We start from the raw sequence: 22,020 nt of genomic DNA, 5'->3' as shown, positions 1-22,020 counted from the left end.
CTTTTTGGTCTCGCTTCAGATCTTCAAAAGATCTTCCGCTTCTGAATCTTCTTTATAGAATCTTCAGGGTCTGTGTATTAATCGATCTTTGATTTTCAAGGTTCTTTGCGCTCATAATTCAGAACTGGTGTTCCGCATCTCTTGAGTGCTCACATAATATATCAACTCTCAAGACAGATGTCAAACACTTTTTTCAAAAATAATTTTTATCCCTTTTTGAAATTATTTTTATCCTTAAATTATGATCATTTTCATATACCGGTATCGCTTTTCGTGATTCCGGTACATAAATTCTTTACATGTAAAATGAACCCAGTGTCTCAAACAGAATGTCCGGCTCCACCGGTTTCGTTAAATGGGCGTTCAGACCTGCCTGAAGGCTTCTCTGCACGTCTTCGTCGAAAGCATTGGCCGTAAGGGCAATGATAGGGATTTCCTTTGCATCGCTTCGCTCCATGTTCCTGATAACCTTCGTGGCTGTAAGACCGTCCATCTCAGGCATACGCATATCCATGAGTATGGCAAAATAATGATTCTCCGGATGACTTTCAAACATCTCCACTGCTTCCTTTCCGTTAACTGCCACATCCACTTCAATGCCCCGGGCTTCAAGTATCATCTTCATGATTTCAGCATTGATCTCTATGTCTTCCGCAAGAAGTATACGTTTTCCGGTGAAATCCTTATCCCCGTTCTTTTCGGTTTTAACAATATTCTTTCGCTTAAGGGCACTTTCAAATTCTTCAGAAATATTTGACGCAAAAAGAGGCTTTGAAATAAAGCTGTCTACTCCATTTTCCATTGCATTATCAAGAATGTCATCCCACTTATATGCAGTCAGGATGATTATAGCCGCCTCATCTCCCACGACGGATCTTATGCGTTTTGTAGTTTCGATACCATCAAGCTCCGGCATTTTCCAGTCAACAAGGATAAGCCTGTATGGATTGCCCCTGCCCCTCATCAGCTTTATCTTCTCTATGCCCTCGGCACCTGACAGAGCCGTATCTGCGAAAATCCCATTTTTCTCCAGCACAAGCTTACCATGTTCACAGTCAACAGGGTCATCGTCAATGATAAGAATGTTTATATCCTTCATGGAGCCATATTGTGTTTCAGAGTCATCCTTCTTATGGGGCGAATCCTCCAGTGTAACGCATATCCTAAAGGTGGTTCCTTCATGCTTAACACTTTCTACCTGGATATTGCCGTTCATCATCTCAACGATATTCTTGGTGATGGCAAGACCAAGCCCCGAGGAACCGTATTTATTGGTACTGGTGGCATCCTCCTGGGAGAAGGTATCAAAAATATGAGGCATGAATTCTTCGCTTATTCCGATACCTGTATCCCTTACTGTAAACTCCAAAGTACTTTTTCCGTCATACTGCGCTTTTCGGCGGATGCCAAGCTCTACTGCCCCTCCACTCGGGGTAAACTTCACGGCATTACCCAGAATATTGATGAGAACCTGCTTCAGCTTCATGCTGTCACCGATATAGAAATCATCGATTTCCCCGTTTATACGACAGGAGTACTGAAGCCCCTTATCCGAACACTGCCCACTGAAGAAAGTGTTTATGGCTTCAATAAACTTTGATATGGAAAATTCCTCGTTTCGGAGAACCATTCTTCCTGATTCAATGCGGGACATATCCAGAATGTCATTGATAAGGTTAAGCAGATGCTCCGCAGAGGTGCCTATCTTTTCAAGATATTCCCTGGTCTTTTCCGGAGTTTCCGGATCATTCAAGGCTATGTTATCCAGTCCGATAATTGCGTTCATGGGCGTCCTGATCTCATGACTCATGCTGGACAGGAAGGCTGTCTTTGCTTTATTTGCCTGTTCTGCTGCTGCCAGTGCGTCATTCAATGCGGTCTGTTGTTCCAGAAGCTTTTCCTGAAGCTTAAGCTGGTGTTCCATCTCCTGCTGCTTCACACGGTTTTCCGCCTCCGAGGTCTCCTTTGCAAGAGTAAGGTCAGCATTCTTTCTCATCTGCAGGATGATAAAGGAAAACATTGATATAAGTACTATTGCTGCAAATGCTGACTGGATAATGCTTCTCTGTATGATCCCGTTTGAGATCGAACTTATCTTTGAAGATATAACGCTTTCCCTGATGAGATAGGTCAGCATCCATTCGGTTCCTTCTACATTAACATAGTTTAATGTCTCCGGCGTACCATTATATGAAAAGGATACTTCTCCGCTCTCTTTATTTTTGAAATCATCAAGTACCTTCTGATAGGAGGAATCTTTTATGAATTCAGCATTTGCAAGAGCTTCGAGAAGATTATCTTCAACGGCAAGTCCTCCAAGAACAGTGTTGCTCAGAGCCACGCCCGTATCCGTATAGATATTGCAGAAGGTGGAGTCTGTGATACCAGCTCCCATGGAAGCTCCCTGAAGCATTTCCTTCATATCGATCTCCATGAAGCATACCCGGAACTCTTTACCTGAAAAGGTAATACCGCTGACAGGAAGAGCTATGACAACCTTTTTGTCGGGGGTTTTCAGGTTCAGTACGGATATCTCCGGAGCACTTATGTTTTTATGATCAAAATTATAGTCATCGATATTGGTCTGGTTTCCCAATGATGTATATATGAGCCCATCATCATCCACAAAGGCAAATTTTTCCAGATGGTACAGCCGCTTCATCTTTGCCTGAAATGCCTTAAGATGCTCTGTATCGGACAGATCCTCTTCTGTCATAAGGGAGAGAGCCACGTTCAGATCCCTGATCCGGTTCTGAAGATTATTAGCCACTACCTGTTCCCTTCGTCCCGCAAGCTCATCGAGATAAAGCGTGCTGACGGAATGAATTGCACGCTCGGTGTCACTTCTGGCAGCACTGCTAAGGATCATGGCACCTATGACCATTATAAGGATCAAGGCTATCCCGCCCAGGATCACGGTTACCATCAATGGCATATTTCCAAATCGTTTCTTCAATTTCTCTGTTGTGTTCATAGTCATAGTTTCCATTCAAAAAAGGATGATCATTTTGCCGTTTATCACTCTGATTATACCATCAGCATGAAAGGAACGGACTGCATAAAAAAATTAATTTTCTATATAATTGTTTTATTCATTCTGTTGGGCGATAACTATACTTCTCAATATACTGAGAGGGTGACATGCCATATTCCTTTTTAAAAGCCCTGTAAAATCCCGAATAATTTTGAAAACCGTACTGTGCGCACACATCACCGATCAGTTGTCCATCCCGCGCTGCCTCACAACAGGCTGAAAGTCGTTTTTTTGTGATATATTGATGAAGCGAGAGTCCTGTGTTCTCCTGAACAAGATGTGCTATATAATACTTATTCAGATAAAAATGTTCACTCAGGGCATCAAGGCTCAGATCATCCTCCAGATGTGTGGATATATAGTCTGTTATAGTCTGATATGCCGAAACTCCTTCATTTGCCGCTGCCTTTTCATTCTCGTGATAGACAATGCGGTTCAGATTCAGCAGAAAGTCCTGCAGGAGATTTTCAATCTGGGCTTCTTTTCCAAATCTTTCTGTATGAAGCTCCTCGAGCATCCCTATAAGTTTACTTTTAATGCTATTGTGCGCCAATGTATCCAAATGATGCACATACTCTTCTTTTTTTAATGCTTTATCAAACAGGTAATTATATGCCTGAGACTTTTTATTCAATTCTTCAACAAGAGAGCTTCTTATCCAAAACACAAACCTTCTGTAAACATTATCACCTTTATTTTCAGAACACGGCTGAGCTTTATACCTGTTCGCAGCTTCCGGGTTCTCAAAATCTTTAATTTTATCAATAATGTCCACCCCCGGTACTGCCCTGTGTCTTACTTTTGGCGGTACAACCGCAATATCCCCCGGCTTCATTTCATACATGTGTTTTTCTATTTCCAGACAAACATCACCTTCTTCAAACAGATATATCTCATAAAATGAATGTGCATGCTTTTCCAGATTGGGAAATCTTGTGTCGCTGTAATAGTAAATCTCAAATGAATCGGATTCCATCTTTTGATGTGTATCAAAAATAGACTGAAGCTTTCTTTTCATCAAATATCTTCTCCTCATCTGTCAGCGCTGTCTTTGTGATTTTCATATCAAAGTATACCGCAAGTTTGGAAATGTTTGCAACAACCGAGGCAATTCTTTTTCATTTGATCAAAAGCTAAAATATAGTGACATAAGACAAGCGAATACATATTGGAGATAATCATGAAATTAACAAATGAAGCATTGAAAGATAAATCTTTTTGGACAGCGAGAGGCTATCGTCTTCCTTCTTTCGACAGAGAAGATATGATCAGAAAAACATGTAATAAACCTACCTGGATCCATTTCGGGGCAGGTAACCTCTTCAAAGCATTTCAGGCTGACGCGTGTCAGCGTATCCTTGACATGGGGCTTACCGATAAAGGCATCATCGCTGCTGATCGCAGGGAGAAAAAAACTGAAGAGAATGATAATCTTACAGTTAAGATTACATTAAAAGCAGACGGAACTACCGAAAAAACTGTTGTCGGTTCCATAGCAGAAAAGGTTTATCTTTATGGCAGCGAGGACAGACTCAAAGAAATATTTGAATCCCCTTCTCTCCAGATGGTTTCATTTACAATTACAGAAAAGGGATATGCAATCAAAGACCCGAAGGGCAATCTCCTTCCGGATATTGAAGCAGATCTCAAGAGAATGCCTGACTCTACAGAAACTTATATGGGTCGTATGACTTCTCTTCTTTACAGAAGATATCTCAAAAACGCTGCCCCTCTTGCCATGGTCAGCATGGATAATTGTTCCCACAACGGAGATAAACTCAAGGCTGCCATTTTGTGTTTTGCAGAAGCTTTTGGCGACAAAGGCTTTATTAACTGGCTTTCTGCCAAGGTTTCATTCCCCTGGTCCATGATCGACAAGATCACTCCCGGACCGGATGCATCCATAGCCAAGCTGCTGTCCGATGACGGCCTTGATCAGGATACGCCTTTTGTCAATGCCGAAGAACGTGAGTATCTTGTTATCGAGGATGATTTCCCAAACGGCAGACCTTGTCTTGAGAAAGCAGGTATATACTTCACAGATCGGGACACCGTTGATAAGGTTGAACGTATGAAGGTATGCACCTGTCTCAACCCTCTTCATACAGTTCTGGCAGTGTTCGGATGTCTGCTGGGTTACGACAGGATCTCCGATGAAATGAAAGATGCCGATCTTCGTAAGCTGGTTGAAAATGTTGGTTACAGGGAGGGTTTGCCTGTTGTTACGGATCCGGGAATAATCAGTCCAAGGGAATTCATTGACACAGTCATCAACGAGAGAATACCTAACCCGTTCCTGCCCGACACTCCATATCGAATTGCAACTGATACTTCCCAGAAATTATCCATACGTTTCGGAGAAACCGTCAAGGCTTATATGAAATCTGACACCTTAAAGGTATCCGATCTTAAGTTCATTCCTTTGGTTTATGCGGGATGGTTAAGGTATCTTATGGCAGTGGATGATGAGGGTAATGCTTTTACTCCTTCTCCCGACCCTCTTCTTGAGTCATCTCAGGAGCAGCTTTCCGGAATGAAGCTCGGCGATGAGCCTGATGCCGGGAAGCTGAAGAAATTCCTCAGAAACGAGACTGTCTTCGGAGTTGACCTGGTGGAAGCAGGACTTTCTGACATAGTACTCCGGTATTTCACCGAAATGGCGAAAGGCACCGGCGCCGTCAGAAGGCTGATAGGGACGCTGTGATGCCTTATTGAAATGGGACGAAATCAGGATGCGGAGATAGGATACCTTGCCATGCATATAGTAAGGGTTATTGACGTGGAATAACGAGTGAATGGTTTATCCTTTCACTCGTTTTTAATATTAACCAGCACCACATTACAGTCTACAAGATGATACATTTCAATCCATGATCACAGGACGTATGTAATATATCTTTCCATCCTTATCAAATCCAAGATGGCACAAGTATACGCTGTCTCCGTCTTTTATGCTGAGCTCCGGTTCATATTTCAGATTCCCGTTTTCGTCATACTGTGCAGGTCTTACCGGCACACTATTCTGTGGTATCCAGGAGTGAATGTAATCAGAAAATTCATCAAGGTTCCCGACAACGAAATCCTCCAGACTATAATCATCCTTAAGATGTTCATAATAAAACTCATCCGAAAACTCTGCCATATTATACAGGTTTGATTCCTCGATCGGAGTTTCCGGACCTCCGGTATATATTTCTTCATAGTATGCTCCGACAAGCTTACCATCTTTATCTTCATAGAATCCGGCATAGGCATACAGAGTCGGCTGTGTTTCATAGTACTCGTATTTATCGAGAGTTCCCTTTTTACCTAAAGGATCAAACATGGTATGGAGAAGTACCGGTTCTTTTTTGCCCTTCGGAAGGAAATAATAATAGTAGTTAAGGAGACAATAGTACTCTCTCCAGCCCACGTCTTCGAAGGAATCCCTGTGGCTCTGTGCCTCTGTATAATAGATACCTTCATCCATTTCCTCGTAGTGCTGAATGACATTGGCAACTCCCTTTCCGGAATCCGGATTCGGGTACTCATACATCCTATCTTTGATTTCATCAGGAAAAACAGACTGCGGATCTTCCTCAAAATGGTCATCTTCCACTGATGCATCATACAGCACAGACTCTCCTGCTTCGGTATCCGTGTCCCGGCAGATAGGAACACTTACTTTTGCACTTGCATAGTAGAAGTGCCCGGTACCTTCATAGAAATCGAACTGTGCGCAAAGCTCACCGTTTTCTGTAGAAACATTACCCGAAAACTCCGGATTTGAGATTCCGTATTCAGCAAGCTCTGAAAAGTCACACTCTCCAAGCCTGTAGATATTTCCCTTATTGCTGACCTGGACTATTGTATGAACATTATCAGTCTTCTTCTCCAGGAAATAAGCATTATCCTTATCCATGGCAAGGAATGCTGCACCATCAGCAGGTTCATAATGCGCGGTTTCTGCATCTATGTCTCCGGTCTCGTAAATAAAGTAGTGCATCCTGTATGGATCAAGGGTGTAACTGTACACCACAAAATGCTCACCGTCAGGAGAAAATCCCTTAATTTCACCGGGGCATATTTCTTCATCCCGTCCATCCGGAAGCTCTTTCTTGTAAACATGACTCGTCTCAACACTTTCAGATGAAGAATCAGTCACTTTCTGAGAATACAGGATGTTACCGTCTTTCAGATACAAGCAGCCATTTCCGCTGTCTTCACAGATTGTTGTTATTCCTTTTTCGGGAGCCTTCGGATCAAAAGTGCAGAGGCTTCCCGGAACATATACTGTAGAATTTCTTTGGAACTTTCCCCATATAGCGCCATAGCCTAAGGCCTGGGATGAATAGTTGCGGAAAAGTACCTGTCCGTCATAGTGCACAGCTTCTCCTGATTGTATTAAAGGTGCCTTTTCTTCAATACTCTCCTGCTCAGGCGCATCAGCCTGCGACTCGATGCCCTCACTACTTTCCTTTACTGATTCCTCTGACGGAGCCTCACTCTGCACCTCTGTTTCAACCGCCTCCGTGGTATCATCAGAAGCAGTCTCATCAATTTTTTTATTGCCACAGGCGGCAAACATCATACTCACTATAATTCCTGCTGCAGCTGCATAAAATATTCTTTTCCTCATCTCAATCCCCTGTAATAACAATATTGACTTCAAGATACTTGAACTGTATGAACTGCCATGACATCTTTAATTATACATTTTACCCGGCTTTATATCCATCGATATCCACAGGTAACAGTTCAGTCGGCGGGCCAGGGGGCTCAAACGCCTGGAAGACCCAGGAAATTTCCAGTGAGAAAATCCAGCGCTGGGAACTGACCGGCAGCGGCCTTACCCTTATGGATGAACTCCTTCGTCAGGCTGTGATCAATCCTCATATAAAATCATCCGAGCATCCGGGATAATCCACGGTTCAAATACTCATTCCAAAATGTCCAGTTATGCTTTCCCGGGCCGTCCTCATAGAAGAAATCGGCATTTTCCTTTTTAAGGAAGTCTCTGAAATCCGTATTTGCATTATACAATTCCGGAGAATCCTCAGTACCGATGGCCATATATAGTTTTGGGATTCTCTTACCCTCTCTCTTCAGATTCTTATATTGAACCTTTGGATTCTTATCTGATTCAATAAGTTTCGATAGATCACCGAATACATCCGTGAGCATTTCCACCGGCATAAGGCTTGCAGCTGAAGCATCTGTCTTTGCTATGTCCTCTATATGTAATGCCGAAGATAAGGCAATACACTGTGAAAATCTTTCAGGATAGGCAAATGCGGTATGAATTGCTCCATAGCCTCCCATTGATAAACCCGCAATCAGGGTATCCTCCCGATCCGAGAAATATCCGAATACCTTATGGATATAATCCGGCAGCTCTTCACCTACAAATTGACAGAAATTGCCGCCGACATATCCCTTATCCAGATAAAATGAATTGCCGGTTGTGGGCATAAATACAGCAAGGTTATACTGTATGGCCATCTCCTGGGCTACTCCGCCAAACAACCAGTCTGTATCCGTGCCGGTCAGTCCATGCAAAAGCATGAGACTTTTCGTTGGTCGTTCATAATGCTTAGGCTCTTTGACTTCTGCCATTTCAACATCATTTGGTAAAACAAACGAAAAATTCGCATGCTGCATGATACTCTGAGCATGAAATTCCATCCTTCCACTTGCCATTATAAAAACCCTCCTTGTTATCCTATTTACTATCAAAATTCATGCTTACCCATTCTCTTTCTATTCTATCTTTACATCTTGCAATCATAACATTTCGTCAAAACCCCTTATTTTTCTTACAGTATAGCAAAAAAGGAACACGGCAGATACTACCAATCCCTTCAGCCTCTTATGGAAATTAGATATACGTTACGGAGAAGAGGGATGAAAAAAGAGGTTGCATATGCCCAGACTTGGATATACGATGTTTATACGAAAGGAGAAGCTTATTATGCAGACTCAGGTAAAAACATGGGGAAATAGTCAAGGAATAAGAATTCCTAAAGAAGTATTGCAAGAGGCAGATATCGCGGTTGATGATATGTTGGATGTAAAAGTTTCAAATGGTGTAATAATGTTGGTTAAGCCTTTCAGGCATAAAACATTAGAGGAACGAGTTGCAGAATATGGAGGAAAACTTGACCTTGATGGAGAATATAGCTGGGGCGAACCGGTAGGAAGAGAGATTTGGTAATGATGACAGAGATTTCTCAGGGAGATATTCTAAATATCGAAAGAATCAAGATGCCGGTGCTGGTTGTGAGCAAATATTTTTTTAATCAGACAGGTGAAATTATTGGTTGTCCTATATATAAGAATGGAGAGCCGGGAGCTTTACACATCAGGATAAGTTCAGACGAAATCACTGGATATGTTCAGTGTGAAAAGATGTCGTTATTAGATATGAATATCAGGGGGTATTCAAAGATTGGCAGGGTTCATATGCCGGAAATCATTGATATCACCGATGCAATTCAGAGTATCTTTGATTATGTATAAAGGGTCTGGAATAGAGTAATCACGACGAACATGCTATAATGACCTTACCAGGTAGGACGCTCTTATGGGTAAGCGGAGGAGCTTTTCATGGACTTTATCTGACTTGAAATTAACCTAAAGGAGCATATAAAAGTGGAGCATTGAATATGATGGAAAAAATATCAGGAAACAACGCCGCAGAATATTCAATAAGAGATGTAGCAAATAGAGAAGATCATGCCGAACTCATTAATGGAAATCTTATTATAACAGCCAGAACATCAGCTGCACACAATAATGCTGTATTGGAAATTGCGACAGCGCTGAGGCAATTCATTGCAGCTAATAATGGTTTATGCAAGGTCTTTACTGAGAATGTCGCATTATACTGTAACGAACTGAGCGAAGATGCCAAAAATCTCTTCTTACCGGATGTTATGGCAGTCTGTGACAAAGAAGGTATAAAAGATGATGGTATACATACAGCCCCTTTGTTTGTTACTGAAGTCGCTTCCGAATCCACAAGAAAGAACGATTATGGAAGGAAAATGCTGACTTATAGCGAAATAGGTGTCAAAGAATACTGGGTTGTCGATCTTCAAAAAAAGGTTGTAGTAAGATACTTGTTGGAAAATGACTATGCACCAGAAGTGATCTCCTATCCTTTAACAGAAAAGATAACTGTTCACACATATCCATCATTAGAAATAAGATTAGCACCAATCTTTGAAGGGATTGTATGAATCAATCCCTTCATAATTATCTATAAGTTCTTTTCTGTTGTTCCTATACTCAAGAAGCTTTGATGCAAACTCCTCGTAATAATCTACCCATTTGAATTGTTCTGTCATAATAGCACTCCTTTTTCCACTTTCCTTACTATTTAATATTTTTTAATTTCTAATTCTGATTTAATTACTCAATAACCTCCCAATATCCGCCTTTAGTTTTACCAACCCTCTTAATAAAACCATTATTTCTCAAATAAGCAATATTATTATCAATGGCTGTAGTACTTATACCTATTATTTCTGAAAGCTCGTGTTTTGTTACATATGGATTCTGCTTGATTTCCAACAGGATTGTCTGCCTTCTGGGATTTAATATGGGTCTATCCACATCGGAATTACCAACTTTTTTACCAATCTTTTTACCAACTTCATTAAGCCTGTTAAACGGAATCGTAACCACAATTGAATTTTCTCTAAAGGTAATAGCATCCTTGCCATATGTGTCAACGCAGAAACATATTCTCCAAGCTCTTCCGGCTGAAACCAGTTCTCTTTAAATTCAAACCATTCTTGTTCATCGTCATAAGAACATAGCTCGATAACTGTCCGTTAAACCGATTTTGCGCTATATTTTCTGTTTGCTTCTTCTACAAGCCTGAATGCTGAAGACATATATTTTTGCTCACTTTCTTTAATACCATTTCTTGTGGCAATTTTTTTCCATGAGCCTGATATTATCTCAGAAAATTTACGAACTTCTTTGACCGCCTCATCTTTGCTGATGTGATAGAACTCACATGTCTCTATAGCCTTATCAAAAGATCTGTAGCCACTATCTGTGTCTATATTCATCTCAAGGAATTGTTCATCAGCAGCAGGATTTATATCAAAAGCCGGAGACAATTCCCAGGTATCACCTTGAAGCAGGAAGCCATGATTTCTTAGATGATCATCATGATTTGCTATAGCAATATCAAATAGCATATGTTTGAATAACTCATGTAAATTTTTATCGGTATTAAGTGTCAAACGCTCTACCATTTCTGCAAGATCAAGATATCCAAGTCCGTCTGTTTTACCATCCCTTGCACCAAGCATAGTCATTGCTGATGCATAATGAATACGTTTTTCAAATCCATCTGTATATACCCGGTCAAATCTTTTTGAAAGAAACGTACTTCCTAAATCACTTAATCTCATAAGTCTGCATTCGGGAATGCTTAGACCACACATTGCAGCAAGGTCATTTGCTGTTTTCTCCCATGCTCCTACATCATATGTATCATTCTTGGACGGAAATTTTGCTATCCATAATGAACCGTCAATATCTTCTACGTTTGCTTTAGGGCGAGCTCCACCAAGGGAAGAACCCGGTGCAACAAGCTGTTCAACCCAACGATTATCAGTATCTTTTTCATATCCAAGAGATATCTGTTCAAGTTCTCTTATGGCTGTAATCGGAGGAATTGGGAGGGTATCATTATTTAGAAAATCTCCATCCGAATCAGTTTTATACCTAAATCCACCGATACGGTAACAATCCTGGATTCCGAGAAGATAATCTGATTCAAAAAATTTCTTGGGAGCTCTTTTTTCTTTAATTGCGTACAATGTTTCCCGTCTGTCTATCAACTTGCGTCCCCATCTGTCGGGACAGGAATCCTCAAATGCCCCAAATAATTGTTTATCAGCAGAATATGAACGATATGTAACTTGTGGAATCGTAGGGTCAAGCATTAATGATGAATGCTCTATCAACCATTTCCGATCATATTCAAATGATGCTATCTCGTTACCATTAGCTACATCACAATGAATTGTACCGATTAGTTCTTTGCTGAGCCATCCTGCATATACGAATATATCTTTTTTTCCACTCATTGCTTATTTTTTACCCTTCTTGGAGTCTTAATCTCCAGATCCTGTATAGTTCTGCCAAGTTCATCATCTTTGGCAAGCAAAAGAATGTCATCCTGAAGCCCTAACGCATTCAGGACAGCAAGATACATTCCCATTGACACGGATGGCGAGCCTTTTTCTATTTGTACAACTGTTGTTCTTCCGACATGGGCTTTTTGAGCAATGTCTTCCGCTGTGAAGTGTCTACGTAACCTTGCAAGTTTTATTTGTTCACCTACAGTTTGTAGTTTCCTTGCTGTTTGTGGAAACAATAACGCTTTTCGTTTTCCCATAATCGCTCCTAATGTTTGTATTTATGTATATTATATATTATATTGTTTATATTTACAAACATTAAAGCGTCATTAAAGCAGAATTAATTAAACATTCACAGTGATCAGGAATTAATCAAGGATCACCTTGAGAAACAGTCTTTATCTTAACCTTCTGAGTGATTAACCTTTGAGTCTTAAATTGATTACTTGTTTTTCTCAAACTATAACCTTAGACAATATGTAAAGGGTCTGGAATAGAGTAATCACGACGAACATGCTATAATGACCTTACTAGGTAGGACGCTCTTATGGGTAAGCAGAGGAACTTTTCATGGACTTTCTCTGACTTGAAATTAACCTAAAGGAGCATATGAAAGTGGAGCATTGAATATGATAGAAAAAATATCAGGAAACAACGCCGCAGAATATTCAATAAGGTCTGTGACAAAGAAGGTATAAAAGATGATGGTATACATACAGCCCCTTTGTTTGTTACTGAAGTCGCTTCCGAATCCACAAGAAAGAACGATTATGGAAGGAAAATGCTGACTTATAGCGAAATAGGTGTCAAAGAATACTGGGTTGTCGATCTTCAAAAAAAGGTTGTAGTAAGATACTTGTTGGAAAATGACTATGCACCAGAAGTGATCTCCTATCCTTTAACAGAAAAGATAACTGTTCACACATATCCATCATTAGAAATAAGATTAGCACCAATCTTTGAAGGGATTGTATGAAGATAAGCCGCGAAAATCGTGCACTCCCCCTTTTATGATTCTAATTTTAGCAAAAGGCCTGTCCCAATATTAGGACAGGCACTTGTATTTTTTGCTGTTTTGTTTTAGGTCTCATATATAGATTTTATAACTAAGTCTCACTGAGTCTCATTTACACATGAGACTAAGTGAGACTATGGTGAGACTGCAATGAGACTTTCCTATATAAATCCCACCATTTCAGCATTTTTCAATTAATTCACAGTCTCATTTTGATGAGACTGATATGAGACTCAGTATTATAATTTCCACACAGATTCATTTTTATCATAAACAGCACCTGTGATTTTCTTTATCTTAGCATAGTCTCTAAATAACGGTTTTCACAATCAAAGACATGCCGCTCATGGATGTGCGGAGTCGCTTCATCCAAATGCAAGGCCCAGTCCAAGATGTGGATGTGCTTTCCGAAGCGGCGGTCAAATTCTTCGAAGAACTCGGCCGCGATCTCTGCCAGAACAGCGGGAGAGACTGACTTCTCCATCTTCCCGATCTGGATAAGCGATTCTTCAGGACAGGTCTTCTTATCTTCCCACAGATCCTTTGTTGATCGGTCGCGGCCAGTGTGTCCGGTCTTACGATTCCGCTCATGCTGTGCTTCACAGAAATCGTCATAACGCTCAGAATAAAAAGCCTGCTCGATCTGCTCGAAGGAATAAGTGATCTGGTCTTCCTGAGCTTGATCCGTTGGAAAGCGATATCCCTGATAGCAGTCCCAGTAGACATTCTGCTTCGCTCGTTCCTGATCGATGTGGTCACTGTTGGCAACATCGAACTGGCGGTCATTGTGCTTCGGATTGTAAGCTCCGTTTTTTCCCGCTCGGCCATTGTGCCTTGTCAGTTTCAATAAGCATCACGCTCCTTTCTTCATTTTTGGTAAACCATGTTTTTTCCCTGCCTCAAAAAAACAGCGAAATCGGTCTCCGTGTCGGCAGGTAATACCCAGTACTAAGTGACGGTTCCCATCACTTAACTGGTCGGGGCCTTGCCCTCGACCCGCGCCGGACGCTTCGCCCCAGCACCCAGATAAGAGACTGCCGCCTCTTAACTCCGCCAAAGGGAACGGCGTTCCCCTTGACCCTTTGCTCCGGCATTCCTGAATCTCGCCGTTTGCCCGACGGCTCGTTTCAGTCATTCCGGTTTTTTCGGAACCGTTCGCCGGACGCTTCCATAAAAATAGCCGCTGATCGTTTCGCTGCCATCCGCGAATGAGCGGTGGAGCGAAGTCTCAACGGCTTCTTCATCTGACTCAGCCAGGGGGCGGCCTTGGCTTTCGTCATATTCGGTTTTCACAGAATCGCCGCGCGGTCGATTCTGTCTGATGGGCAAACAAAAAACCCTCAACTTTTTCACAGTTGAGAGCCTTTGGTTTGCTCATTATAAAAGCCCGTGTGACGTATTGTCTGTAGACTTATTGTATTCGCTGATTAAAATATGCTTAATTGTTACTGAGGAGGTTATGCTCATGAATCTTATTCATGTATTCGCATCTAACGTCCGGCGTTGTCGTATGTCCAAAAATATTTCCCAAGAAAAACTCGCTGAGTACGCAGGTCTACATAGAACTTACATCAGTGCTCTAGAACGCGAAAGGCGAAATATTTCTATCGACAATATACAGAAAATTGCCGAAGCACTTGATGTTGAACCTTACCAATTATTTATTGAAACAGACGAGGAGGCCGACTAATGCAATACTTACTAACCGATGAAGAATTGTTAAAAATGAAAAATGGCGTTCAAACGGCGCTTGGAATTCCTTTCATTGATGCAATCGAAGATTATATCTTAGAAGCCATCTGGGAATATGCAAAGGACATCAATGGAATTGACCCCTTATATAACATCCGATCCAAAAAACTCTATGATGTTGTTGATGAAAAAACTCATATTGGTTGGTCTGTCAAAAGTATACAGTGGGCGTTCCGTCCAGAATGCACTTTTGAACTTGTAATCCAAAGGGCAAATGTTTTTAAAAAAGCGGCTGATCTCGGCTTTGGTCACCTTGATAGAGACAGTGATCCGCAGGAGATTGGAGCCGCTTTAATAAAGCATTGGTCGTTAAAAGTTAACGAGGATGCAATTGCTCAAAATGTAACTGATAAGCGCGTGATGATCTTGCTTAAATCAGCCGACAACCGTCGTTTTGCAGTTCTTGAAGAAGACCTTAAACTGTATAATCCTGATGAATTGGTTTGGCACTGGACAAATGCTACTAAGACCGGATTGCAAGGAGTACGCAAAGATGATAATGCTTTAGTATATAGGTGGTATCCTGGCCAGACCCAGTTCTTTGAAAGTTTTGTCCTGCCTGCAGGAACACAGGAATTTACGATTGAACCAATCCGTATGAGAAAAGATCAAGTTGTTGATAGGCTTCTCCCTTACCTTCAAGCGCTAAAATAATATTATCAGCTAATTGCTCCATAAAGTAAGGGGGAACCGCGTTCCCTATCTGTCCGGCCTGTTCATTTCTGCTTCCTAAGAAGTGAAAGTCATCGGAAAAGGATTGTATTCTTGCCGCTTCACGCATCGTAAAGCCTCGTATTTCTCTGGGATGGGCAAATCTTCCTGAGCCGATATGAAAAACCCATCTTGTAATAGTCGGAGCAACTGATGTGTAATCTAACCTACCATAAGCGCCTGAATATCCACCCTTGACTTGTAATTCGGGCGGCATGTCTTTTAACGACTGCCCCGGTCCTATTGACGAAATCCTTGCTGTCTGTGTTGGCTTCATTATATTAGCCACATGATTGTATAATGATTGCGAGTCTTTACGCATGTGTCGTTGATAATCATTTTCAGCCTCAAATGTGTATGGCATCCCATCATAGCCTTCTCCTTGATTAACAACTGGAAGATCAGAGATGGCATCCCATCCGGACAAAACATGATCACATTCTTTAGGAAATGAAGGTGATCCTACTCTTGATGCAAAGAAGAAGCACCTTCTTCTTTTTTGAGGGATTCCATATAAAGACATATTAATTATCTTAACCTCAACCTTATATCCCCAGTCCCGAAGCGTATTTATTATTTCTTCTCTGACTATTCCGTTAAAAGCATTGTATATTTCTGCGACATTTTCGATAATAACCACTTTAGGTTTTATCTCCTCTACAAAACGCAGGTATGCTTTATAAAGTTGGTTTCTGGGATCTTCAAGAAAGCGCCATGAGGCAGGAACATTTTTTGAAAACCCTTGGCACGGAGGTCCACCAATAATGACATCAACGGTTTCAGGGTCAACGCCAATTTCTCGCATAACGTCTAACGGTTTGGCGTCAGTGATGTCCATGTTTATTGCCTTTGCATTTTTATGATTATGGGCATATGTCTTAAGTGCTACATCCCAAATATCAATGCCTGCAATTATATTAAACCCTTTTTTTGAAAGCCCCCACGACATACCCCCGCAACCGCAGAATAAATCTAGGACATTATAACTGTTCATATTACACAGCTCCTTCTATATCTATTTCTTTTTTCGTAAGGCCGCTATTCAATGCTTTATACAAATATCTTGCTGCTGTTGAAGCATACGGCGACCATTGTACGCATACTTCCTCGATATTTGATGACGATAAATCATCCATTTGATAAAGCCATCTAAAGACTTGTCTAAAAGCGGCATCTTCAAGAGGAATAATGTCAGGGCGATTCAAGTAAAACAGCAAATACATTTTTGCTGTCCATGAACCTATGCCTCTTATAGCAGTTAGCTTTGCTATAGCCTCTTCATCTGACATGTATGCGAGAGGGTTAAAGAAATCCGGTTCATTTTCGACAAGCTGTGCAAGCCCCAAAATATATCCCGACTTACTCACCGACACTCCACTTTGATGAAGGCCATCTACTCCCATCCTTAAGATTGCTTTAGGTGCTACAATCCCACCACAAGCATCAATAACTTTATCCTTTATCCGATTTGCAACGATATTAGACATCATCTGGCCAATTATTTCATGCACCAAAAATGAAAACGGATCACTATGAACTTGGTATTCTATATTGCCGATACTGTTTATCAAATAACCTATTCTCTTATCGTGTTCCCTTAGATACACGCATTCCGAACCGGTGATCTCTATGATTCCTGTTTTCATCTAATCCGCTCCGTATTTGGTACTTTCTTTCCACTGGGCCTCTAGGTTATCGCAATCAACACCAAGGCTCTTACAGTATGCAATCAACCTCTTCATTGTTTGATAGTTCGGAATAGCTTTGGCCTTTTCCCATCTATTCACTGTTGAAAAAGACACGCCGATTTCATCAGCAAAAGCTTGCTGGCTAAAATAACATTTTTGACGTATTTCCTTTATCTCATTTGAAAATGCCATGGCGATCTCCTTTCATATGAATAGCGTTATTATAGCGTTTATATAGCGCCTTTTCAAGGTTTTTTCAAGACTCAGGATAACATACATTTCTTTTCCCATTTAGTTTTGCCCGAATACTAGCTGCTTTTCTCCGTTCATCGCTGTAAGGCGCAGTCAGTCTGATCGACAGCCTTGCCTTGCTGATCACATAGCTCTGACACCCGATCTTCTTATCCTCGGACTCCAGACGGCAGAGCTCCGGATACTTCTTTGCGAAATCGGCCAATCGCCTTTTGAGTGCGGCATTGAACGTATAGACACTATACGTATCATCGCCCTCACTGGTCAGGATAATCGTCTCTTTCTCATATTTCGTAAGTCTCATACATTACTCGTCCTTTCATTTTTTGGCAAACGAAAGCCGCCCCTGTGAAATAAGGACGGCTCAGGCATAAAGTATCAGCGATACTTTTTCGTATTAAGTTTTGCGGTTCAAGACCTGATAAAATTACGCATCCCCATGTTCAGCGCAGTGATGGTGGTCACGATCCATTCTCCGGCGACCGGAATCATGAATACAATGAATCCGGCAACAATCATCTTTACTGCCTCAGCTCCGGCGGACAGTCCCATCAGATACGACAGGACAGCCACCATTAGGAACAGTCCGGCAAGGACATTAAAGACTGTGGAAGAGAATCCAATGATAAAGGTCCCGAACCACTGGATAACAGTCACGATCAGCATAATCGGAAAGACCACCATCTTCAAAAGAAACCGGATAATCCTCATATCGCCACTGCCTCCTTCTCGTCTTTCGTAGCATTCACCTTGCGGACCACTTCATCGGCATCATATCCGAGCATTCCTTCCGGCATATCTGCTTCTGTTCTGGTAACGAGCCGCATATCATAATACTGGGATCTGGTGTACTTCGCGCTTGTAGCGTCAAGCTCCGCCTTTTGCTTCGCCTTCTTTGCTTCCCTTGCGGTCACGTTCATAGGCCACGATCTTATCGACCAGCTCGTTCAGCATGGCGGCAGTCAGGTTCTCGAAGTCCTGATACTTGTTGATCAGTGCCATGAACTTCTTATCCTCACTGGTTCCGTCGGTGTAACTAGCAATAGATGCGGAAAGCTCGCTGATTTCCTGTTCAAGAGCCATGCTTTCGTGCTCATATTGGTTGCTCAACTGCAGAATGACCGCCCTTACACTTGGCACTCCTGCCACATATCTTGGCACGCGTGCTGATGTTTTTAACTGTCATGTCCGCGCTTCACTTTCCACCTTGACGACATACCAAAACATGGACGGACTTTGTGCCTGGTGAAGCTCTGCTCTTTCTCCTCACGCACTATCTTGACAAGCTCCGCATTGGCTCGCTCCACCTTATCCAGTACCTTCTTTTTTTCGGGTGAAATCTGTTGCTGTTCCATTTGTAAAATCTCCTTTCTTTGTTGTGCCGTTTCCGGCGATTTTGGGATAAAAAAAGACGGGGACGAATGAATCTAATCAATCGCCACCATCTGTGGTATCATTGTATTCTTTTTATGAGATTTTTATTGACCTGACCAATCCTTTATTTTCGGCTGAAGTCTTTTTAAAATAACCTTAACATCAGATCCTTGAAATATCTTAGTAAGTTTACTGTTCAACTGTGTTTTTGTTTTGGATGTCATGAAAGCATCTATAATTTGCTCTTTCTTATCCTTATACTTCTTTTCCTTGAAGTTCTCTCCAAAGAAAGATCGCATTTGCAATTCTTTTTTACTCTTTGTTGGTTTTGTAACCTTTTGAGGCGATTCCTGCTTTGTCACCTTAGGTTTATCATTTGCCTGTTCTATGGTTTTATCAACAGTTTGCTGAATTCTTTGTGATCCCCAAGAATCTCTTATTGCCTGTGCGGAAATACTCAACATGCTTTCTGTCAAGTTTCCCACTATCTGCACATTATTTCCTGTAGCAAGCAGCTTCTTGTTAATTATTTCTCCAATAGGATCTCCATCCTTTGGTATATCATCAAGTGGACTATCTTTCCCATATAGGTACTGTTGTGGAATAACATTGCATTCAATCCCAAATCTTTCAGAATTTGACCTATAGTAATCAAGCGCACAATCACAAAGGATATTGCAAAGGTAAGTAATATCAACCAAAATAGTTCTAAACGCCACGGAACCGATACTAACAGAAAAAGTCATCTCATGAATCTTAGTTCCATCCCCAAGCGTAAGGATAAACTTATCAACTTGATTCGTTTCTTCTTTTACCTTACTCGCATCCACATTAGGGGATCCTTGGTGAAGATAAGTATTTCGCAAATTATACACCATCTCGCCGCTTAGATATGGCGACTGTTCCAATGGTTCTGAATTTTTTAGAAATGCCCCTATATACTTATCATACCAGCCAATATAACGCTCAGCGACTTGCTTATTCGGAAATTCAGCCATTCCACATACATCTGGAAGCGTTAATGCCAACGATAAAGCAGAAAAATAGCTCTGATTCTTTAACGCATTTCTTATATCATTTACGTAAATATCAATCATAAGCATCCGCTCCCCTTTAATTATTATATGTGGCAGGATCTTCTGCAACTAGCGAAACAGGAACATCTTGCACGCCATATTTCAATAAATCTATCAAATCTTGGAAGTTTTGGTGCAAGATACCCCCTTTTATCTGCAGAAAAGAAGTCCTGTCTTTTTATTATCATTATTGTATTTTTACTATTTTTTACGCTTTTTTACTATTTTATTCAAATATTTACTATTCGTCAAAGTCTTCATATTCTTTGTGAGTAAGTTAAATATAACCGTGGGCATTTCTATTGATTAAGAAATGTCCCCGGTTATATTTAGGTTATTATTCACTTACATGTTCAGCGACACCTGTGGTGGTGCCGTCATTTAGATGTATGATCAGTCTGCCGGTGCCTTTGGCATTCTGGTGCTGGCCCTTTTGCAGATACTCTTCAAGAATTTTTGCGCTTCCTGTGGCAATTTCTCTAGAAGCATGATTCTTTTCAAGCTCCTCTAAACTCAGATCAAAACCGTCTAAAGTATTTCTGAAATGGAATTCCTCAAGTCCCACAGTGAAGATACGCTCCTCATCTATCGGCTCTCCTTCAAAATTGAATTTCAGGAATGTATGTGTTTTCTGGTCATATTCAACTTCAAGTCCTTTTGAAAGCTGATAGAACTCTGTATGTGCACCTTCCAGTGCTTCATCTCTCAGCATCCTGAGGAGTCCGTGCTTAAGCTGTTTTCCTGTCCAATAGGTGGAATAAATCGGCTTGTTGTAAGGATAATTCTCATCGAAATCACCCTTAGTCACAATAGGGCCCAATTCCTCGGTACGGATAGATCCGGAGCCTAAAAGGAAGATATCAAGTCCAAGAGCATCCTTTAAAATATCAGAATAAAGATCCCCAAGCTCTGTCTCCTGTATTCTCGATGGATGAGTAAGCTTCTTTACAAATTTTGTGAGAATCCTGCCGTACTTTTCGTCTGTTACGTTCTTGTAATTCAGTATCAGGTCTTCGATATCCGGATCTCTCGGACAGGTTTTCTCGTTAATCGGAACCGGCCTCCAGGTGTAGCTGTCTATCTTGTTTTCATCGGTATCCACCAGGATGTCAAATCGTCCGATCTGGTCTGTACCTGTTCCTGCCTGAACGATAGGAATTCCGTTAACAACAGCAGGCTCCTCCAGGAAAGTATGAGAATGACCGCCTATGATAACGTCTACTCCCCACGCGGGATCAAGCATTTCTGCCAGCTTTTTGTCCTCATCAAAGCCAATGTGTGTAAGCAGCACTGTGAAGTCAATGTCTATGGCATTGTAGGAATCACAGATTTTTCCGATTTCCTCCGCCGCATCTTCAAGGGTGATGAATGTACCGATGAGCTGATCCGACTTGCACTGCATCAGGGCAACCTCTGTAAGTATTCCTATGAACAGAATCTTCATTCCACCAACTTCCAATACCTTGCAAGGCTCAAAGAGTCTGGCGTAATTGGTCTTGATATGAAGGTTTGCGTTAATTATAGGAAACTCAGCACACTTTTCCAGGAAAAGAAGGTGCGCAACTCCGTAATCAACCTCATGATTTCCCAGTGTAACTATATCTGGTGAAAGCATGTTCATGATCTGTATTGTTGACAATCCATGATACTCAGAGTCAATTACAGAACCTCTGAACATATCTCCGGCGATGCAGTAGAGAACATTCTCCTCCTCATTTCGTACCTTGCTGACATATCCCGACAACAGGGATACTCCTCCCACCAGGTTCTCTTCCACCTGCTCGGCCAGGAAATCACCATGCATGTCGTTTGAATGCAATAGTGTTAACTTCTTCAAATTCTTCATAAATAAAACCTTTCGTTGTCATGGACGGAAACCCAGTTACTGTTCACACCCCTACTATTTCATATTGTTAAAAACGCTGAATTTAAAAATATATTTTTCAAAGGATCCGAGACGCTGTTGTGGACAGCC

Annotated in this window: 25 protein-coding genes and 1 pseudogene; 7 read left to right on the top strand and 19 right to left on the bottom strand. The window is 41.4% G+C overall.

Annotation, left to right across the window (positions count from 1 at the left end; genetic code table 11):
• Positions 1-295: 295 nt before the first annotated feature.
• Positions 296-2,974, bottom strand: coding sequence for a response regulator (locus G625_RS21445; RefSeq protein ID WP_049895889.1), 2,679 nt, complete (start codon positions 2,972-2,974; stop codon positions 296-298).
• Positions 2,975-3,092: 118 nt separating this feature from the next.
• Entirely contained in the window at positions 3,093-4,052 is a 960-nt protein-coding gene (locus tag G625_RS0112430; RefSeq protein ID WP_029201373.1) for an AraC family transcriptional regulator, read from the bottom strand.
• Between the two features lie 162 nt (positions 4,053-4,214).
• Here G625_RS0112430 and G625_RS0112425 point away from each other — a divergent pair, with 162 nt between their 5' ends.
• Entirely contained in the window at positions 4,215-5,738 is a 1,524-nt protein-coding gene (locus tag G625_RS0112425) for a mannitol dehydrogenase family protein (RefSeq protein WP_029201372.1), read from the top strand.
• A 159-nt stretch (positions 5,739-5,897) separates the two neighbouring features.
• Here the strand turns inward: G625_RS0112425 and G625_RS0112420 are convergent, their stop codons facing one another.
• Both G625_RS0112420 and G625_RS0112410 read right to left on the bottom strand, forming a co-directional pair.
• On the bottom strand, positions 5,898-7,652 hold the full coding sequence (locus G625_RS0112420) for a hypothetical protein (RefSeq protein ID WP_029201371.1): 1,755 nt from the start codon (positions 7,650-7,652) through the stop codon (positions 5,898-5,900).
• A 263-nt stretch (positions 7,653-7,915) separates the two neighbouring features.
• Entirely contained in the window at positions 7,916-8,713 is a 798-nt protein-coding gene (locus G625_RS0112410; RefSeq protein WP_029201369.1) for an alpha/beta hydrolase, read from the bottom strand.
• Between the two features lie 223 nt (positions 8,714-8,936).
• On the opposite strand from G625_RS0112410, the gene G625_RS0112405 reads away from it, so the two are divergent.
• The 3 genes from G625_RS0112405 (at position 8,937) to G625_RS0112395 (ending at position 10,254) form a co-directional block, all read left to right on the top strand.
• On the top strand, positions 8,937-9,227 hold the full coding sequence (locus G625_RS0112405; protein ID WP_242826633.1) for an AbrB/MazE/SpoVT family DNA-binding domain-containing protein: 291 nt from the start codon (positions 8,937-8,939) through the stop codon (positions 9,225-9,227).
• On the top strand, positions 9,227-9,532 hold the full coding sequence (locus tag G625_RS0112400) for a type II toxin-antitoxin system PemK/MazF family toxin (RefSeq protein ID WP_029201367.1): 306 nt from the start codon (positions 9,227-9,229) through the stop codon (positions 9,530-9,532). The genes G625_RS0112405 and G625_RS0112400 overlap by 1 nt, the downstream gene beginning before the upstream one ends.
• Positions 9,533-9,678: 146 nt before the next feature.
• Entirely contained in the window at positions 9,679-10,254 is a 576-nt protein-coding gene (locus G625_RS0112395; RefSeq protein WP_029201366.1) for a Uma2 family endonuclease, read from the top strand.
• Here G625_RS0112395 and G625_RS22485 read toward each other — a convergent pair.
• The 4 genes from G625_RS22485 to G625_RS0112380 all read right to left on the bottom strand — a co-directional run bounded on the left by G625_RS22485 (position 10,225) and on the right by G625_RS0112380 (position 12,434).
• Positions 10,225-10,362, bottom strand: a complete 138-nt coding sequence (locus tag G625_RS22485; protein ID WP_156885121.1) for a hypothetical protein — start codon at positions 10,360-10,362, stop codon at positions 10,225-10,227. The two genes, G625_RS0112395 and G625_RS22485, sit on opposite strands and share 30 nt — an antisense overlap.
• 64 nt (positions 10,363-10,426) lie before the next feature.
• Positions 10,427-10,702 carry an HTH domain-containing protein gene (locus G625_RS0112390; protein WP_029201365.1) on the bottom strand — a complete coding sequence of 92 codons (276 nt, stop codon included), beginning with the start codon at positions 10,700-10,702 and terminating at the stop codon, positions 10,427-10,429.
• A gap of 149 nt (positions 10,703-10,851) precedes the next feature.
• A complete protein-coding gene (locus G625_RS19815; protein WP_044932610.1) occupies positions 10,852-12,123 on the bottom strand; it encodes a type II toxin-antitoxin system HipA family toxin in 1,272 nt (423 codons plus the stop codon).
• Positions 12,120-12,434, bottom strand: a complete 315-nt coding sequence (locus G625_RS0112380; RefSeq protein ID WP_029201364.1) for a helix-turn-helix domain-containing protein — start codon at positions 12,432-12,434, stop codon at positions 12,120-12,122. The genes G625_RS19815 and G625_RS0112380 overlap by 4 nt, the downstream gene beginning before the upstream one ends.
• 365 nt (positions 12,435-12,799) lie before the next feature.
• On the opposite strand from G625_RS0112380, the gene G625_RS22000 reads away from it, so the two are divergent.
• A complete protein-coding gene (locus G625_RS22000) occupies positions 12,800-13,153 on the top strand; it encodes a Uma2 family endonuclease (RefSeq protein ID WP_044932608.1) in 354 nt (117 codons plus the stop codon).
• Between the two features lie 346 nt (positions 13,154-13,499).
• Here the strand turns inward: G625_RS22000 and G625_RS19805 are convergent.
• Positions 13,500-14,039: pseudogene (locus G625_RS19805) on the bottom strand (serine/arginine repetitive matrix protein 2); the annotation flags it as partial.
• Between the two features lie 618 nt (positions 14,040-14,657).
• On the opposite strand from G625_RS19805, the gene G625_RS0112350 reads away from it, so the two are divergent.
• A complete protein-coding gene (locus G625_RS0112350; RefSeq protein ID WP_029201361.1) occupies positions 14,658-14,882 on the top strand; it encodes a helix-turn-helix domain-containing protein in 225 nt (74 codons plus the stop codon).
• Complete coding sequence (locus tag G625_RS19800; RefSeq protein ID WP_044932606.1) at positions 14,882-15,598, top strand: hypothetical protein; 717 nt, start codon at positions 14,882-14,884, stop codon at positions 15,596-15,598. The genes G625_RS0112350 and G625_RS19800 overlap by 1 nt, the downstream gene beginning before the upstream one ends.
• Here the strand turns inward: G625_RS19800 and G625_RS19795 are convergent.
• The 10 genes from G625_RS19795 to G625_RS19785 all read right to left on the bottom strand — a co-directional run bounded on the left by G625_RS19795 (position 15,522) and on the right by G625_RS19785 (position 21,891).
• Positions 15,522-16,649, bottom strand: coding sequence for a DNA cytosine methyltransferase (locus G625_RS19795; RefSeq protein ID WP_044932603.1), 1,128 nt, complete (start codon positions 16,647-16,649; stop codon positions 15,522-15,524). The two genes, G625_RS19800 and G625_RS19795, sit on opposite strands and share 77 nt — an antisense overlap.
• A gap of 1 nt (position 16,650) precedes the next feature.
• Entirely contained in the window at positions 16,651-17,301 is a 651-nt protein-coding gene (locus tag G625_RS0112335) for a DNA-3-methyladenine glycosylase family protein (RefSeq protein ID WP_044932600.1), read from the bottom strand.
• The gene (locus tag G625_RS0112330) at positions 17,302-17,535 is read right to left on the bottom strand and encodes a helix-turn-helix transcriptional regulator (protein ID WP_029201359.1); all 234 of its coding nucleotides are present in this window, start codon (positions 17,533-17,535) and stop codon (positions 17,302-17,304) included.
• 64 nt (positions 17,536-17,599) lie between these two features.
• Complete coding sequence (locus G625_RS0112325) at positions 17,600-17,899, bottom strand: hypothetical protein (protein WP_029201358.1); 300 nt, start codon at positions 17,897-17,899, stop codon at positions 17,600-17,602.
• A gap of 107 nt (positions 17,900-18,006) precedes the next feature.
• Complete coding sequence (locus G625_RS0112320) at positions 18,007-18,306, bottom strand: hypothetical protein (protein ID WP_029201357.1); 300 nt, start codon at positions 18,304-18,306, stop codon at positions 18,007-18,009.
• Entirely contained in the window at positions 18,303-18,515 is a 213-nt protein-coding gene (locus tag G625_RS22480; RefSeq protein ID WP_156885120.1) for a hypothetical protein, read from the bottom strand. Before G625_RS22480 ends, G625_RS0112320 begins: the two co-directional genes overlap by 4 nt.
• Complete coding sequence (locus G625_RS0112310; protein ID WP_156885119.1) at positions 18,463-18,705, bottom strand: DUF4368 domain-containing protein; 243 nt, start codon at positions 18,703-18,705, stop codon at positions 18,463-18,465. The genes G625_RS22480 and G625_RS0112310 overlap by 53 nt, the downstream gene beginning before the upstream one ends.
• Before the next feature lie 65 nt (positions 18,706-18,770).
• Complete coding sequence (locus G625_RS0112305; protein WP_029201355.1) at positions 18,771-18,950, bottom strand: hypothetical protein; 180 nt, start codon at positions 18,948-18,950, stop codon at positions 18,771-18,773.
• 123 nt (positions 18,951-19,073) lie between these two features.
• A complete protein-coding gene (locus tag G625_RS21435) occupies positions 19,074-20,066 on the bottom strand; it encodes a hypothetical protein (RefSeq protein ID WP_156885118.1) in 993 nt (330 codons plus the stop codon).
• 316 nt (positions 20,067-20,382) lie between these two features.
• Complete coding sequence (locus G625_RS19785) at positions 20,383-21,891, bottom strand: bifunctional metallophosphatase/5'-nucleotidase (protein ID WP_044932598.1); 1,509 nt, start codon at positions 21,889-21,891, stop codon at positions 20,383-20,385.
• Positions 21,892-22,020: the final 129 nt, after the last annotated feature.

Source organism: Oribacterium sp. NK2B42, from assembly GCF_000424445.1.
Taxonomy (GTDB): domain Bacteria; phylum Bacillota; class Clostridia; order Lachnospirales; family Lachnospiraceae; genus Oribacterium.
This window is presented reverse-complemented; position numbering and strand designations above follow the sequence as displayed.